Source organism: Phenylobacterium sp. (assembly GCF_041913825.1).
Lineage (GTDB): Bacteria > Pseudomonadota > Alphaproteobacteria > Caulobacterales > Caulobacteraceae > Phenylobacterium.
Window position 1 is genome coordinate 56,787 of record NZ_JAYSEO010000020.1, and the last position, 15,481, is coordinate 72,267.

Annotated in this window: 11 protein-coding genes; all 11 read left to right on the forward strand. The window is 69.5% G+C overall.

All coding sequences use genetic code 11. The annotated features are described in order from the left end of the window. The first annotated feature begins 5 nt into the window (after positions 1 to 5). The 11 genes from ACE3Q8_RS16710 to ACE3Q8_RS16760 all read left to right on the forward strand — a co-directional run bounded on the left by ACE3Q8_RS16710 (position 6) and on the right by ACE3Q8_RS16760 (position 15,284). Complete coding sequence (locus tag ACE3Q8_RS16710) at positions 6 to 542, forward strand: chemotaxis protein CheW (protein ID WP_374471427.1); 537 nt, start codon at positions 6 to 8, stop codon at positions 540 to 542. After that, positions 539 to 1,984, forward strand: coding sequence for a CheR family methyltransferase (locus ACE3Q8_RS16715; RefSeq protein ID WP_374471428.1), 1,446 nt, complete (start codon positions 539 to 541; stop codon positions 1,982 to 1,984). Before ACE3Q8_RS16710 ends, ACE3Q8_RS16715 begins: the two co-directional genes overlap by 4 nt. A gap of 80 nt (positions 1,985 to 2,064) precedes the next feature. Continuing rightward, positions 2,065 to 2,541, forward strand: a complete 477-nt coding sequence (locus ACE3Q8_RS16720; protein ID WP_374471429.1) for a chemotaxis protein CheW — start codon at positions 2,065 to 2,067, stop codon at positions 2,539 to 2,541. Next, complete coding sequence (locus tag ACE3Q8_RS16725; protein ID WP_374471430.1) at positions 2,538 to 4,190, forward strand: methyl-accepting chemotaxis protein; 1,653 nt, start codon at positions 2,538 to 2,540, stop codon at positions 4,188 to 4,190. Before ACE3Q8_RS16720 ends, ACE3Q8_RS16725 begins: the two co-directional genes overlap by 4 nt. Before the next feature lie 10 nt (positions 4,191 to 4,200). After that, entirely contained in the window at positions 4,201 to 6,345 is a 2,145-nt protein-coding gene (locus ACE3Q8_RS16730) for a response regulator (RefSeq protein ID WP_374471431.1), read from the forward strand. Next, positions 6,342 to 7,412 (forward strand): chemotaxis-specific protein-glutamate methyltransferase CheB, encoded by a 1,071-nt coding sequence (gene cheB, locus ACE3Q8_RS16735; protein ID WP_374471432.1) that lies wholly within the window; start codon positions 6,342 to 6,344, stop codon positions 7,410 to 7,412. The genes ACE3Q8_RS16730 and cheB overlap by 4 nt, the downstream gene beginning before the upstream one ends. Next, on the forward strand, positions 7,409 to 9,031 hold the full coding sequence (locus ACE3Q8_RS16740; protein ID WP_374471433.1) for a response regulator: 1,623 nt from the start codon (positions 7,409 to 7,411) through the stop codon (positions 9,029 to 9,031). The genes cheB and ACE3Q8_RS16740 overlap by 4 nt, the downstream gene beginning before the upstream one ends. Beyond that, on the forward strand, positions 9,028 to 10,923 hold the full coding sequence (locus tag ACE3Q8_RS16745; protein ID WP_374471434.1) for a response regulator: 1,896 nt from the start codon (positions 9,028 to 9,030) through the stop codon (positions 10,921 to 10,923). The genes ACE3Q8_RS16740 and ACE3Q8_RS16745 overlap by 4 nt, the downstream gene beginning before the upstream one ends. A gap of 60 nt (positions 10,924 to 10,983) precedes the next feature. Further along, positions 10,984 to 11,247 carry a hypothetical protein gene (locus ACE3Q8_RS16750; protein WP_374471435.1) on the forward strand — a complete coding sequence of 88 codons (264 nt, stop codon included), beginning with the start codon at positions 10,984 to 10,986 and terminating at the stop codon, positions 11,245 to 11,247. 269 nt (positions 11,248 to 11,516) lie between these two features. After that, positions 11,517 to 13,454 carry a PAS domain S-box protein gene (locus tag ACE3Q8_RS16755; protein WP_374471436.1) on the forward strand — a complete coding sequence of 646 codons (1,938 nt, stop codon included), beginning with the start codon at positions 11,517 to 11,519 and terminating at the stop codon, positions 13,452 to 13,454. 420 nt (positions 13,455 to 13,874) lie between these two features. Further along, positions 13,875 to 15,284: a sensor histidine kinase gene (locus ACE3Q8_RS16760; protein ID WP_374471437.1), complete on the forward strand. Its 1,410-nt coding sequence runs from the start codon at positions 13,875 to 13,877 to the stop codon at positions 15,282 to 15,284. Positions 15,285 to 15,481 lie beyond the last annotated feature (197 nt).

Sequence of the window (15,481 nt, forward strand, 5' to 3'; positions counted from 1 at the left end):
TCCACGTGCTTCCCATTCTCGGGTTCTTCGTGTTCAAGGGCGGCATGACGGGCGAGGGGCGTTACATCCTGTTCCGGTCTGCGGGTGTGCGCTGGGGGCTTGCGGCCGCCGGCGTCGTCGAGGTTCTGCCGAACCTCCCCGTCGAACGTCCTCCGGGATCGCCGAAGGCTCTAGCCGGCTACGCAAACCTTGCCGGTGAGCCGCTCGCCGTCGTGCGCCTGGCGAGGCTCTTCGGGGCGGAAGAGCCGCAGGGCGACGAACTCTACCACCACATCCTGCGTCTGGCGGCGTCCGCGGGCGGCGCGCGTCTCGGGCTCCTCGTCGAACGGGTGCTTGACGCGGACGCGCGAGCCGACGGCATGGGGCCGCTGTCGTCATCGCAAAGCGTCAACGAGGCGGTTGTCGGCAACCTCGTCATCGGCGCAGACATGGTTCCGCTGCTCGACTGGGGCCGGCTGCTGCTCATGGAAGAACGCCAGCGGATCGACGAGCTGGCGACCGCGGCCGCCGAGCGCCTGGCGGACCTGAAGGCTGAGGTTTGAAGCCTCCGCTCGCGCCGGTCCCGACCGGTGAGGCGTTCGCTCGCCTGAAACAGCAGGTCATCGAGCGCACCGGTCACTTCTACTATGAGGACAAGGACGACCTGCTCTGGGAGCGCGTCCGCAAGCGGCTGCGGGGCGCGAGCCTGGAGGCGTATCTGGAGCGGCTGGCCGATCCGGAACGCGGCGAGCGCGAGTGGGGCGCCCTCGAAGCCGAGCTGACGATTGGCGAGACCTACTTCTTCCGCTACCCGGAGCAATTCCAGGCGCTCCGCGAGACGATCCTGCCGGACATCTTGGAGCGCTGCGAAGCGACCCGCCGCGTGCGGATCTGGAGCGCGGGCTGCGCCACCGGCGCGGAGGCCTATTCGGTCGCCATCCTGCTGCACCAGATGCTGGGCGAGGCCCTCGCTCAGTGGCGCATCACCATCCTTGGCACGGATATCAACGACGACTTCCTGGCCGCCGCCCAGGAGGCGCGCTTCAGCCGCTGGGCCTTGCGCTCGCTCGACGCCGAGCAGCGGGAGGCCTGGTTCACGGAGGACGGATCGGCGTGGCGGCTGAAGGCGGCCTACCGCGGCATGGTGCGGTTCCAGCGCGGCAACCTGCTCGACCTCTTGGGTCCGTCGCCGCCGCTTGAGCTGGTCGATTTCGATCTGATCCTTTGCCGCAACGTCCTCATCTATTTCCACCCCCAGAAGGTGGCGGAGGTCGCCGCCGCCCTGGTGCGGCGCCTGAAGCCGGACGGCTGGCTGCTGGTGGGCCACGCCGAGCCAAACCCCGAGTTCGCGCGCTTCGCGGACGCCGTGGGGCTCCCCGGCACGGTCGCGTACCGTGCGCCGGAAGCGGGCGGCGCGGAACGGCGCGCCGCGGCGCCGCCTTGGACCCCGCCCTACGCTGCGCCCGCCGCGCCTCCGGCCGAGCTCGTCCTGCCGCCGCTGGCCTCCGTCGCGTCGCCTGCGCTTTTCGCGGCGGACCTGCCCAAGTCCGCGCCGCCACCGCCGCCGGCTCCGGCTCCGGTCCAGGCTTCCCCCGCTGACCCCGCGGCGCAGCTGAACGAAGTGCGCCGCCGGGCCGACCTCGGCGACTTCCGCGGCGCCGAGCTGGCCTGCCGCGAGGGGCTAGCCGCGCAGCCGGACGATCCCGTGCTGCACTTCTATTCGGGCCTGGTGGAGCAGGCCCTAGGGCGGCTGGGCGCTGCGGAGGATGCGCTCCGGCGCGCGGCCTATCTTGATCCGCAATTTGTCATGGCGCAGTACCACCTCGGCCTCGTGCGCCTGGCTCGGGGCCGGCGCGAGGCCGGACGACGGGCCGTGGCGGCGGCTGCGAAGACTGCTGGAACCTTGGCTGTAGACGAGCGTTTGGCCGAAGGGGCGGGTCTGACCGCAGGCGAACTGCGGGAGATGGCGCGCGTCCAGCTTGAAGGCGGGACGACGGGGGCTTGAGAGTGTCGAAGGGGGTCCGCAGGGGTGGATCGGCTGACGTCGCCGCTCTGTCGGCGGCGCGCCGGCGCGAGATCCTGCAGATGCGAGCGCGGAGCCTCGCTGCCCGCCAAGCCGCCGCCGAAGCCGCCGCGGCGGGCGAGCGCATGCTGGTCTGCCGGGTGGGCGCCGACCTCTACGGACTGCCGATGGCCGAGGTCGCGAAGGTGCGGCCCTTCACCCGTTGGGGCGCGGCAGCCGGGGGACACCCGGCGATGCTCGGCCTGGTCGCCGACGAGGGCGAGGTCCGGCCGGCGCTGGACATGGCCGCCTTGCTAGGAGGCCCGGCCGCCGCGGCGTCGACCGGCGGTTGGCTGCTCATCCTGGCTCCGCCGCATAAGGCCGCCCTGCGGCTGCAGGACCTGCCGGTCGCCGCCGAGGTCGAGCCGCTGCCGCAGGATGACGCCGGCCGCGCCCGCGTCCTGGCCGGAGAACACCAAGACAAGCTGCTCGTGACGCTGACCGCCCATGAGCTTCTCGCCCACGCCAAGTCGTCCCCGCATGGAGCCGCCGCCCCGTGACCATAGCCAACCGTATCCTCCTGGGCTTCTCCGCGATGATCGTGCTGATGATCGCGATCGGCCTCTTGGCGTTGAACCAGATCGGCAGCGTGCGCCGCGACACTGAGGTCATCGTCAGCCGCGACCTCGGCTTCGTGCGCCTGATCAGCGACATCCGGGTCGCGCGGCAGCAGATGCAGGCCGCCGCTGAAAGCCGCTTCGCCGACCAGCTCGCCCGCACCGGCGGCGACGGCGCGCCCCTCAACTGGCGCGAACGCAGCGCGGCCGCCGGCCAGGCGCTGGACCAGGCGATGGCGCAGGCCACCGAATATGAGAACAACGCCCTGAACCTCGACCGGCAGTCCGCCTGGCGTCGCGTCCGCCAGTCGCTGGCCGCCGCCAAGCCGATCCTCGAGGCCGCCGAGGCGGACAACGAGGCGACCGAGCAGGCCCTGGCCCGCGGCGACCTGCCGGCGGCGATCGCCGCCCGCGAGCGGCTCAACAGCCGCCGCGGCGCCTTCGAACGCCAGATGCAGGTGATCCTGCAGGAGATGGACGGAGTGCTCCGCGCCGGCCAGGCCCGATTGGTCGAGGCCTACAACCTCAGCCGCAACCTGATGCTGACGGGCCTGGTCGCCGCCGTGCTCCTGGCGGCCGCCACGGCCTTTTTGATCCGGCGCTCGATCGTGGGCCCGCTGGACGCCTTCATGGGCTTCGTCGAGCGGGTCGGCCGCGGGGACCTCACCGGGCAGACGGCGGCCACGTCCAAGGACGAGATCGGTCAGCTCGGGGCCACGCTCAACGCCATGGTGGACGGTCTCAAGGACCTCGCCCGGCAGAGCCGCGAGGCGACCGAGAACCTCAACGCCGCCACGGCGGAGATCCGAGCCTCCACCCAGGAGCAGGCGGCCGGCGTCGAGGAGCAGCTCGCCGCGGTGCAGGAGACCGCGGCTACTGTCGATGAGATCACCCACTCGGGCGCCCAGATCAGCAAGCGGGCCCAGGAGGTCATCGCCTCGGCCCAGGCCACCGCCCAGACCAGCAACGAGGGCCTGCGCGCGGTCGACGAGACCACCCGAGCCATGGACGCCATCCGCGAGCAGGCGGAGGCCGTGGCCGAGAACATCGTCGCCCTCAGCGAGAAGACCCAGGCGATCGGCGACATCATCGCCACCGTCAACGACATCTCGGAGCGGTCGCACCTGCTGGCGCTGAACGCCGCCATCGAGGCGGCCGCCGCCGGCGAGCACGGCCGCAGCTTCTCGGTCGTCGCCTCCGAGATGAAGATGCTGGCCGACCAGGCGAAGGACGCCACGGGCCAGGTCCGCTCGATCCTCGGCGACATCCAGCGGGGCATCAACGCCTCGGTGATGCTGACGGAGGAGGCGGTCAAGCGGGTGGCCGCCGGCAAGGAGCGGACCGACACCACCCAGCGCACGATCACCGAGATCACCGGCCGGGTGCAGGAGAGCGTCCACACGTTCCAGCAGATCGTGGCGTCCACGAACCAGCAGCAGCTCGGGATCGAGCAGGTGATGGGCGCGCTGCAGAACATCCGCCAGGCCAGTCAGCAGACGGCCGCCGGCACGCGGCAGCTGGACGAGGCTGCGGGCAACCTGACGCGCCTTTCCCAGCAACTGCTCTCGCTGGCCGAGCGCTACCGGCTGTAGGACGCTGGCGTTGGCGGACATCCGCGCCCAGCTGCTGGCGGCGTTCGACGTCGAACACCGCGAGCACCTCCAGGCCATCCGGCGCGCGCTGGCGGCGCCGGAGGAGGCCGACCTGCGCGAGATGTTCCGCCGGGCCCACAGCCTGAAGGGCGCGGCCCGGGCCGTCGACCTCCCGCAGATCGAGGAGGTCGCGCACCGGCTGGAGGACCTGTTCGCCAGCGTCGGCGAGGGCCGGGCGACCTTGGACCGCAAGACCATCGACGCGATCCACCTGGCGCTGGACACCATCGAGGCGCAGGCCGAGGCGGTGCGCCAGGGCGGCGAGGCGCCAGCCTCCGAAGAGGCGCGGCAGCCGGAGCCGGCCGCGGCGGGACCGCGGCTCGAGCCGGAGGCCGAACGCGGCCTTGAGGTGGTCCGCATCGAGTCCGAGGCGCTGCGGGAGCTGTCGCAGGCGGCGCACCAGCTGGCCAATGACGTCCGCAACGAGCAGGGCGCCCACGCCGAACTCCGACGGCTGCACCTCCAGACCCGGCGGCTGGATCAGCTCTGGAGCGAGCTCCGGCCGCAGGCCGGCGGCGGCCGGCAAGGCGCCAGGGCGCGGGACTTCGAGGACATCCTGCGCACGGTCGGCCGCGAGTTGGGGCAGCTCGTCCAGCGGCAGCGCCGCACGAGCTGGAGCCTGGAGACGGACCTGGCGGTGCTCCGCGACCACCTCGACCGCATCGCCATGACGCCGGCCGACGCCGTGCTGGGCGACCTCGGCCGGATGGTCCGCGATCTGGCCCGGGAGGCCGGCGTCGAGGTCGACGTGCGGGTGGAAGGCCTGGAGGTGCGCGCCGAACGCCGGGTGCTGCAGGCGCTGCGCGACCCGCTGATCCACGTGCTGCGCAATACCCTGAGCCACGGAGCCGAGCCCGTGGAGGCGCGGCGGGCCGCCGGCAAGCCGGACGCCCTGCTGGTCGGCCTGGAGATCTTGACGCGCGGCGGGCGGCTGCAGGCGCGGGTCTACGACGACGGCCCCGGTCCGGACCTCGCCAGCATCGAACGGGCGGCCGTCGAGAAGGGGCTGCTGTCCCCGCCGAAGCCTGGGGATCCGCCGCCTAGCCCCGAGGAGGTGCTGGCGCTGGCCTTCGAACCCGGCGTTTCCTCGGCCAAGGCGGTCGACCGCCTGGCGGGACGCGGCATGGGCCTGTCGGTGGTGCTGCAGGCGGTCCGCGAGCTCGGCGGCTCCGCGCGGCTCGCCCGCCGGCAGCCGTCGGGCGCCGAAGTGACCCTCAGCGCGCCGCTGTCCACCGCGGCCCAGGCCGTGGTGGTGGTGGAGGTCGGCGGCGCCACCTTCGGCGTTCCGAGCTTCGGCGTCTCCCGTCTGTTGCGGCTGCCGCACGACTCCCTGGAATCCGTCGAAGGCGCGCTGACCGCGCGGATAGAAGTGGCGGGACGGGACGTTCTGGCTCCCGTGGTGTCGATGGCGGCGGTCCTTGGGCAAGCGGGAGCCGAAATCCCCGCAGCGGGCGGAGTCGTCTCTGCGGTCCTGCTTGCGCGCGGCGAGCGTCATGTGGGCTTCGCCGTCGACACGTTCACCGACGTGCGCGAGATCGGAGTCGAGGCGATCCGGGCGGAGGGTTTGGATCCGGCGTTGGTCCTGGGCGCGGGCCTGCTGGACGACGAGACGCCGCTCGCCGTGCTCAATCCCGACGAACTCGTCGACCGCTGGCTGAGGGACGAGCGGGGTCTCGCCGCGGTGGGCCTGGGCTTCGCCGCACCGGAGACGTCGGACCGCCCCCGCCAGCGCACCATCCTGGTGGTCGACGATTCCATCACCACCCGCACCCTCGAGAAGAGCATCCTCGAAGGCCAGGGCTATCGCGTGCTGCTCGCCGTCGACGGCGTCGACGCGTTGCACATCCTGCGGTCGGGCGAGGCGGTGATCGACCTGGTGGTCGCCGACATCGAGATGCCGCGGATGGACGGCTTCTCCCTGCTCCAGGCGATCAAGGCGGACGCCAGCCTTTCCGAACTGCCTGTGATCCTGATGACCTCGCGCAACGATCCGACGGACGTGCGCCGCGGCATGGACCTGGGCGCCGAGGCCTACATCACCAAGCAGAAGTTCGACCAGCGGGAGCTCCTGGCCACCATCGGGCGCGTGCTGTGAGTTCCGAGCGCCGGGTTCGCGTGATGATCGTCGAGGACTCGCTGGTCGTGCGCCAGCTGCTGGCGCACATCGTCGGCCGCGATCCGCGCTTCGTGCTGGCCTCTGCGGTCGCCTCAGCGGAGGAGGCCCTGGCCGAGATCGGCCGGGTGAAGCCGGACGTCATCTCCATGGACATCCGGCTGCCGGGGATCGACGGGCTGGAGGCCACCCGGCGGATCATGAGCGAGCATCCGACGCCCATCGTCGTGATTGCGGATTCGGTCGAGGACGCCTCGCTCAGGATCTCGATGAACGCCCTGCGCGCCGGGGCCCTCAGCGTCGTGGAGAAGCCGGTCGGCGTCGCCTCGTCGGCCTATGAGCGCATCGCCGAGACGATCACCACCCAGCTCTTCATCATGAGCAGCGTCCCGGTGATCCGGCGCCGGACCTTCGCCTCGGCCGCGTCAGCCGCGGCGCCGCCGCAGCCACTGGCCCGGCGGAGTGAGTTCGCCAAGCTGTCCTACCTTGCGCTCGCGGCCTCCACTGGCGGGCCTCCCGCATTGGCCAAGGTGCTCGAGGCGCTTCCGCAGGACTTTCCGGCGGCGGTCTTCGTGGTGCAGCACATGGGGTCGGCGTTCATGGAGGGCTTCGCCGCCTGGCTCCACGGGCTCTCGCCGCTGCCGGTCGCCCTGGCCGAGGACGGGGTGGCGGCCTTGCCCGGCCGTGTGTACGTGGCCCCCGGAGACCGGCACCTGGCGATCGATCCGGGCGGTGTCATGAAGCTCGTCTCCGGCCCGACGGCGCCAACGCAGCGCCCCTCGGCGAACATCCTCTTCGAGTCGCTCGCCCGCTCCGCCGGATCGCACACGGCCGGGGTGCTGCTGACCGGAATGGGCGAGGACGGAGGCCAAGGGCTGCTGGAACTGAGGCGCGCCGGCGGTTACACCATCGCCGAGCATCAGAGCAGTGCGGTCGTCTATGGGATGCCCGCGGCGGCCGTGCGCCTGAAGGCGGCGCGGGAAATCCTGCCGCTGGACGCCATCGGGCCACGGGTCGCACAGCTCGCGTCCAAGAGGGCCGAGGGATGACCGACGCCGCACGCATCCTCGTCGTCGAGGACTCCGTCACCCAGGCGGTCGCGCTGAGGGGCGTCCTGGAGCGCGAGGGCTTCGAAGTCGAGGTGTCGACGACCGCCGAGGCGGCGCTCGAGCGGCTGAACGGCGATCTGCCGGACCTCGTCGTCGCCGACTACCACCTGCCGGGGATGGACGGGCGGGAGCTGTCCCGGCACATCCGGCTCAACGGACGAACCCGCGCCTTGCCGGTGCTGATGCTCACCAGCGCCCGTGAACTCGACCTCGAGCGGCAGGGCCTCGAAAGCGGCGTCGACGCCTACCTTCCCAAGTCGGCGGACGTGGACGTGATGCTGGCGCGGCTGCGCGCCTTGCTGCGACGGCCTCAGGCGGCGGGCGCGGAGCGCGGTCGCGCCTTCCGGCGGGCCAGGATCCTGCTCGCCCACGACAGCCTCACGGCGCGCGTGCGCATGCGTCACCTGCTGGAGCAGGAGGGCTACGACGTCGTCGAGGCGAGCACCGCCGAGGCCGCGGTTCGTGCGCTGGACGAGGAGACCGACTGCGTCGTCCTGCCCTTTGCGGGTGCGGGGTGGGACGGCCTCGCCCTGGCGCGAGCGCTGGACGCGCAGCGACACAGGCTGGGTTTCGGGTTCCAGGTCGTGGTCATCGGTCCGGGCCCTGACCAGCCCGCCGACCTGGCCGCCGCCTTCGAGGTGGGCGCCGACGAGGTGGTGCGCAGCGAAGACAGCGACGACGTGCTCCGGGTGCGCCTGCGCGCGCTCATGCGCCGCAAGATGCTGGTGGACGAGACCCGTCGCTCGGAGGCCGCCGAGGCCCGCGCCGCGGCGGCTGACGAACTCGCGCGGGCCAACGCCGAGCTGCAGGCGGCGAACCGGCAGCTGCGGGAGGCGCAGGCCCAGCTCGTCCAATCGGCGAAGATGGCGTCGCTCGGCGAGCTGGTCGCCGGGATCGCCCATGAGATCAACAATCCCCTGGCCTTCATCCTCGGACACCACGACACCGTGGAGCGGCTCGTCGGCGGCGCGGCGCAGGCGCAGGAGCCTGGGTCCGGCCAGGCTCCTCTGGAGAAGGCGCGCGAGCGGCTCAAGGCCATGCGGGTCGGGCTGCAACGCATCCAGACGCTCGTGCTCAACCTGCGGAAGTTCTCGCGGCTCGACGAAGCCGAGAAGCAGCTGCTGGACGTGCCGGACGCCGTGGAGACGGTCTTGGCCCTGTTGAAGCCCAAGCTCGGCGATATCGAGGTGCGGCGCCGCTTCGACGCCGGCGCGGCGCTCTACGGATCGCCCGCGCTCCTGAACCAGGTCGTGATGAACATCGTGGCCAATGCGGCGGACGCGCTGGGCGGCGCTGGCGTGATCGAGATCGCCACGGAAGAGCGGGACGGTCGCTACCGGATCGCGGTGTCCGATTCGGGTCCCGGCGTGCCGGCCGAGCTGCGCGACCGGATCTTCGAGCCCTTCTTCACGACCAAGCCGGTTGGGTCGGGAACGGGCCTCGGCCTCGCCATCGCCTATTCCGTCGTTCGCGCGCATGACGGGATGATCGTCGTCGATGACGGACCGCTGGGCGGCGCCCGCTTCATGATCGAGCTGCCCTCGGGAGGCGCCCCATGAACGACGGCCGCGCCACCCTCATGCTGGTCGACGACGAGGCCGACATCCTCGTCGCCCTGCAGGACCTGTTCGAGGCCGACTATGAGGTGATCGGCTTTACCCGCGCCGCGGACGCCCTCGAGGCCTTGAGCGAACGCCGCAACGTGGCCGTGATCGTGTCGGACCAGCGTATGCCCGGGATGATGGGCGACGCCTTCCTGCAAGAGGCGCGCGGGCTCAGCGACGCAAGCGCAATCCTCCTCACGGGCTATGCCGACCTGAGCGCGGTCACCACGGCCCTCAACCGTGGCGGCATCGTGGGCTACGCGCCCAAGCCGTGGGAGCCGGACGCACTCAAGGCGATGGTCGCGGGCGCGGCCGAACAGCACCGGCTCCGGCGCGCGCTTCGGCGCGAACAGGCGCTGCTGCAGGGCCTCATGGGCCACCTGCCGTACGCCGTCGCCTTCAAGGATCCGGCAGGCCGCTTCGTGTACCTGAACGACCGCAAGGCGAACCTGCTCGGCCAGCGGCAACAGGCCTGCATCGGCAGGACGCAGCAGGAGCTGGGCGGGGCTCCGCCGTCCGAGGCCGAGCGGAGCGCGATCAGGCTGCGCCGCCCCGTTCAGGTCGTGGACGAACAGCCCGGCGCCGCCGGCTCGTCATGGACCCAGATCGACTACGTGCCCCTGATCGATGCCACCGGCGAGGTCCAGAGCCTGGTCGTCATGGAGCGCGACATCACTGAACAGCGCGTGGCGGAGCAGCAGCTGCGCCAGTCGGACAAGTTGCGGGCGCTGGGCACCCTGGCGGGAGGCGTCGCCCACGACTTCAACAACCTTCTCACCGCGATCGTCGGCAGCCTGGAACTCGCCACCAAGCGTCTTGGCGACGCCACCGCCGTCCGGCGTTACCTCGACAACGCCACCCTTGCTGCGCAGCGCGGGGCCTCTCTCACGCAGCGCCTTCTGGGCTTCAGCCGGCGGTCGGACGGCGAGGCGGTGACAGTGGACATTGCGGAGGTCCTGCGCGGCACGCGCGATCTGCTCGCGCGCACGCTGGGTGGCGCGGTTGGCGTGGAATGGAGGATCGCCGACGGCCTCTGGTCCGTGTCGATCGAGGCGGACCAGCTGGAGGTCGCGCTTCTGAACCTGGCCGTGAACGCGCGCGACGCCATGCCGAACGGCGGCCAGATCACCATCCAGGCCCGGAATGTGGACGTCAGCCCGGACGACGCCGACGCCGACCTGACGGCAGGCGACTATGTGGTTCTCACCGTGGCGGACACCGGCGAGGGGATGCCGCCGGAGATCCTGGAGCGGATCCTGGAGCCGTTCTTCACGACCAAGCCGGTCGGGAAGGGCACCGGTCTGGGGCTTCCGATGGTCTATGGTTTCGCGCAGCGGTCCGGCGGCGCGCTCCGCATCCGGAGCGTCCTTGGAGCCGGCACTCAGGTTTCGCTCTTCCTTCCCCGGGCGAACGAGGCTGGGGATCCTTCGGCGCATGGCCCTGCGACCCTGGCCACGGCTGCCCGTTGTCGCATCCTGGTCATCGATGACGAGCCCGGCGTGCGCACGGTCACCGCCGCCAGCCTCCGCGACATGGGCCACGAGGTTCTGGAAGCCCATGACCCGGCGGCCGCCCTCGACGTCGTGGACCGTGCAGACTGCGAGATCGACCTGGCCATCGTGGACTTCGCAATGCCGGGGATGAACGGCCTCGAGTTCATCGAAAGAGCGCGCGAGATCCGGCGCGACCTGCCGGCCATACTGCTCACCGGCTACTATAGTGTCGAGACGGCGCCGCCCGGTGTGCTCGTGGTGCACAAGCCCTTCACGCAGCCCACCTTGGAGGCCGCGATCGCCTCCATCCAGGCTGTCGCTGACGACGCGGTGACGGGGGAGACCACGGCTTAACATTAGATATTGCGGCGGGAATGTGTCTCAGCTTTGCTGCGGCGGGGGACTGGAGACAGAATGAACGCCGCTCCTCTTGCCTTCGGCCTGGCTGTTCTGTGGCCGCTTGCCGCCGGCCTCGCCCTGGTGCTCTTCACGAAGTGGCGCGCGGCTAAGCGGGACCGCGCCTTGGCGCCGGTTGAGGCGCGGCTGAAGGCCGGCTATGGCGCCATCGAGGCTTCGCCCATCCCGCGGCGCTTGAGCTTCGTGATCGAGGTCCTTGAGGAGACGGCCGCCGCTTGCGAGCGGCCGTCGCGTCCGGTGTCTGACCTTCAAAACGCCTGATTCACGCTGAGGAGCACCGAAGGCCACCTCCCGCAACGCCAAGGCGGGACCATGACCCTTTCGTACGCGGCCACCCGGAGGCTCCCGTCGGCGATGAGCCGAATAACGGTGTGCCGGTAGCTCTCTAGAGCCGCGGTGCGCACCGTTCCCGGTGGAACCGGGTCGCTGCAAGGCCTAGCCGTGAACGAAAGATAAGCCCTGCGGGTTCTGCGCCTACCCGCCGCCGTTTTTCTGGGAACGCGTCATTGCCGCAGGATTCCGGTACTTCAGTGCCCGTGCCCACCGACGAACGATACCGCCTCCTGGTGGAGGGGATCACCGACTACGCGATCTACATGTTGGATCCCGAGGGCGTGATCTCGAGCTGGAACCCGGGGGCGGCTCGGTTCAAGGGCTACACCGCCGACGAGATCCTGGGCCAGCACTTCTCGCGCTTCTACACCGAGGAAGACCGCGCGGAGGGGCTGCCCGCGACCGCCCTTCGCACCGCCGCCGAGGAAGGGCGCTTCGAGCGCGAGGGCTGGCGCGTGCGCAAGGACGGGACCCGCTTCTGGGCGCACGTCGTCATCGATCCGATCCGTGACAAGGACGGCCAGATCATCGGGTTCGCCAAGATCACCCGTGACCTGACCGAGCGCCGTGAGGCGCAGGAAGCGCTGCGCAGGAGCGAGGAGCAGTTCCGGCTGCTGGTCCAGGGCGTGACGGACTACGCCCTCTATATGTTGGACCCGCACGGCTGCGTCTCGAGCTGGAACGCGGGCGCGGAGCGGATCAAGGGGTATGCGGCCAGCGACGTGATGGGCAAGCACTTCTCCCGCTTCTACACCGAAGAGGATCAGGCCGCCGGCATGCCCGCCAAGGGGCTCGCCACCGCAAGGCACGAGGGGCGCTGGGAGACGGAAGGCTGGCGGGTCCGGAAGGACGGCTCGAGGTTTTGGGCGCACGTGATCATCGACGCCATCCGCGATCAGGGTGGAGAGCTGGTCGGCTTCGCCAAGATCACGCGGGACGTCACCGAGCGCAGGAACGCCGAGCAGGCCCTGGAGGAGACCCGCCGGGCCCTGTTCCAATCGCAGAAGATGGAAGCCGTCGGCCAGCTCACCGGCGGCGTCGCTCACGACTTCAACAACCTGCTCACCGTGATCCTGGGCGGCCTCGACACGATCGCTCGCAGCAAGCTCACCGACACCGTCCGGATCAACCGCGCGCTGCACATGGCCCGGCACGCGGCGGAACGTGCCGCGGGACTGACCTCGCGCCTCCTGGCGTTCTCGCGTCAGCAGCCGCTGCAGCCCACGCCCTGCGACCTGAACGCCCTCGTGCGGGAGATGACCGATCTCCTGCACCGCTCGCTCGGCGAGCAGATCGAGCTGGAGGGGGTTCTGTCCCCGCGGCTCTGGGCGGTGGAGGTCGACCAGAACCACCTGGAGAGCGCGATCCTGAACCTGGCGGTCAACGCCCGCGATGCCATGCCTGCGGGCGGCAAGCTCACCATCGAGACCGCCAACACGTACCTGGACGAGGCCTACGTGGCGAAGGACGCGGAGGTGGTGCCCGGCCAATACGTAATGATCGCCGTAAGCGACACCGGCACAGGCATTCCGGCCGACCAACTGGGGCGGGTTTTCGAACCCTTCTTCACCACCAAGGAAGTGGGGCGCGGCACGGGCTTGGGCCTGTCGATGGTGTACGGCTTCGTCAAGCAGTCCGGCGGGCACGTGACCATCTATAGCGAGGAGGGCCAGGGCACGTCGGTGAAGCTCTACTTCCCTCGCTACATCGGCGACACGCCGTTCGACCGGGATTCAGCGGAGGAAGAGCGGCCGGCCGCCAGCGAAGGCGAGGTCGTGCTGGTCGTAGAGGACAATCCCGACGTTCGCGCCTACAGCGTTATGATCCTGAAGGAACTCGGCTACCAGGTGGTCGAGGCCCCGACGGCGCAGGCCGCGCTCGCAGTGGTCGGCTCGGATCAGCGCATCGACCTGCTGTTCACCGACGTCGTCTTGCCTGACCAGAGCGGCCGCGTCGTGGCCGACGAGGCGCAGAAGATGCGCCCCGGATTGAAGGTGCTGTTCACGACCGGCTATTCGCGAAACGCCATCGTCCACCACGGCCGGCTGGACCCGGGCGTGCAGCTGCTTTCCAAGCCGTTCACGTTCCAGCAGCTGGCCGCGCGGGTTCGCGATCTGCTCGATACGTCAGGCTGAGACCGGCTCGGGCGAAGGGCTCCCCCGAGGATGTCGTTTAGCGCTGCGGGTCGGCCAACGCAGTCATGCGCGGCGTCTGGTCTACCCGAGCCAAGTGTTCGCTAGTCGCCTCCGCCCGAACGTCGCTTCCAACCCTGAGCCGTTTTGGGTTGCGAACGTCTGCACGGGTAGCGGACGTTGACTGGCCGCCGGAAAGCCGACATTCGTGCGGCTAGGACAAGCAGGCCTGTCGAAGCGCGGCTGGAACTTGATGCCAGTGCCTGTCGAACTGAACTACGGGTTCTGGCAAGCGGAACAAGCTATGCAGTGACGCGTTGAAGTCTGTCCAGGGGTGCGCCCGCGCTGGCGAGCGAGCATTTTGTTGTTCACGCCGGCGTGTCGAGCTTGTCGCGGCCATAAGCGAGCGAGGCTTTAAGTCCGATGTCGATCGCGCGCGATCTCACCTCGCCGCCTCAAATCAGCGGTGGAGAAGAATTCCAGGCCGAGGTCTCGTCTCGGTTCGGCCTAGTGCCGAACTTCTTCCAGACCGCGGGTGAAGCTCCAGGCCTGATCCGAGAGCTCTGGGGGTTCGCGAAGTCAGCCTACCTCAACAATCCCCTGCCGCCCCTCTTCAAGGAGCGGCTGTTCGTTCACCTCTCGCGTTTTTGCCAAGTGCGGTACTGCATAGTTCGTCACGTCGGGTTCCTGATTGGCGCCGGCCATCCTTCCGGCGATCCGCACGCGCCGCCGGAGAGTGTTGATCAGGTGGTCGAGTTGCTGCGCCGTCCAGGCGTGCAGGACGCGGGCGCAATCGCCGAGAGCCTTGATCGGTTGGCGGCCTTTCGCTCCCCACTCACCAAGATGCCGGAGTCGGGCAGCGAAACCGAGTGGGATGTCTTCGTCGCGGCAAGCGTCCTTTTCAACAGTCCCAGTCAAGGTCTCCGAGCTCGAGCGGCTCTACGTGCCGCCTTAGGGGGCGAGGCGCTCGAACTTCTCACCGCCTACCTCGCTTTCATCCGCACAGCGCACTACTGGACGCAGACTCATCCGGAGCTCGCCTTCGAGGAGGATGTCGAGCTCCTGATGCGGCAACACGAGGAACTGGCCAAGCTGATGCTTGACCCGACGGACGGCGAGCGTTGCCAGATCGGCGCGCGCCTGTTCGATGAATTGGAATCGCTTCGCGCCGAACGCGACGACCGCGTGGCCTTACGAGAAGCGCTCGCTCGCAACGAGGAGGCTCAGCGTCACCAGCGGCTGCTGATCGATGAACTGAACCACCGCGTGAAGAACACGCTTGCCATCATTCAATCCATCGCCACGCAGACCCTAAGGAGCGGCGACACTCCACCGGAGACAAGGGAAGCGTTTATGGCGCGGCTCATGGCTCTTGCGAGTGCGCACGACATTCTCACTGCAGAGAAATGGAATGGCGCGGAATTGCGCGATCTCCTCGTCGAGGTTCTCGGCATCCATTCGGGAGCCCAGGGTCGGATCACGTTTGAAGGTCCCGCAATCCGGCTGCGCCCGCAATCTGCCGTCGCCGTGGCCATGGCGACACATGAACTCGCCACCAATGCGCTCAAATATGGAGCGCTCTCAATCGACCGGGGCTTAGTTCACATCCATTGGGCCGTGGACGGCGCGCCGGGCTCAGAAGCGCTGCGCCTGTGCTGGTCGGAACGCGGAGGTCCGCTCGTCGTCCCACCTAGCGAAAAGGGTTTTGGCTCCCGTCTGTTGGGGCAAGGCATCGCGCGGGAGCTGAACGGGGACGCACATCTGGAATTTCGTCCCGATGGCGTGTTGTTCACGATCACGGCGCCGCTCGCGGAGATCGAAGGGGCGGATTGATCTCAAGTTCGCTGTCTGACGAGAGTGAACCGCACTAGCCCAATACGCCTGCATCGCTAATCGAACGCTCTGAACTACGACAGTTCAGCGCCAGCTTTCCCGGACCACGAGCCCCCAATCGGACTTAGCGAACGACTGCTTCCGACCGAGGCTGTGTAAAAACTCGCAGCCTTCGATGTGCGGCTGATCTGCAGAGA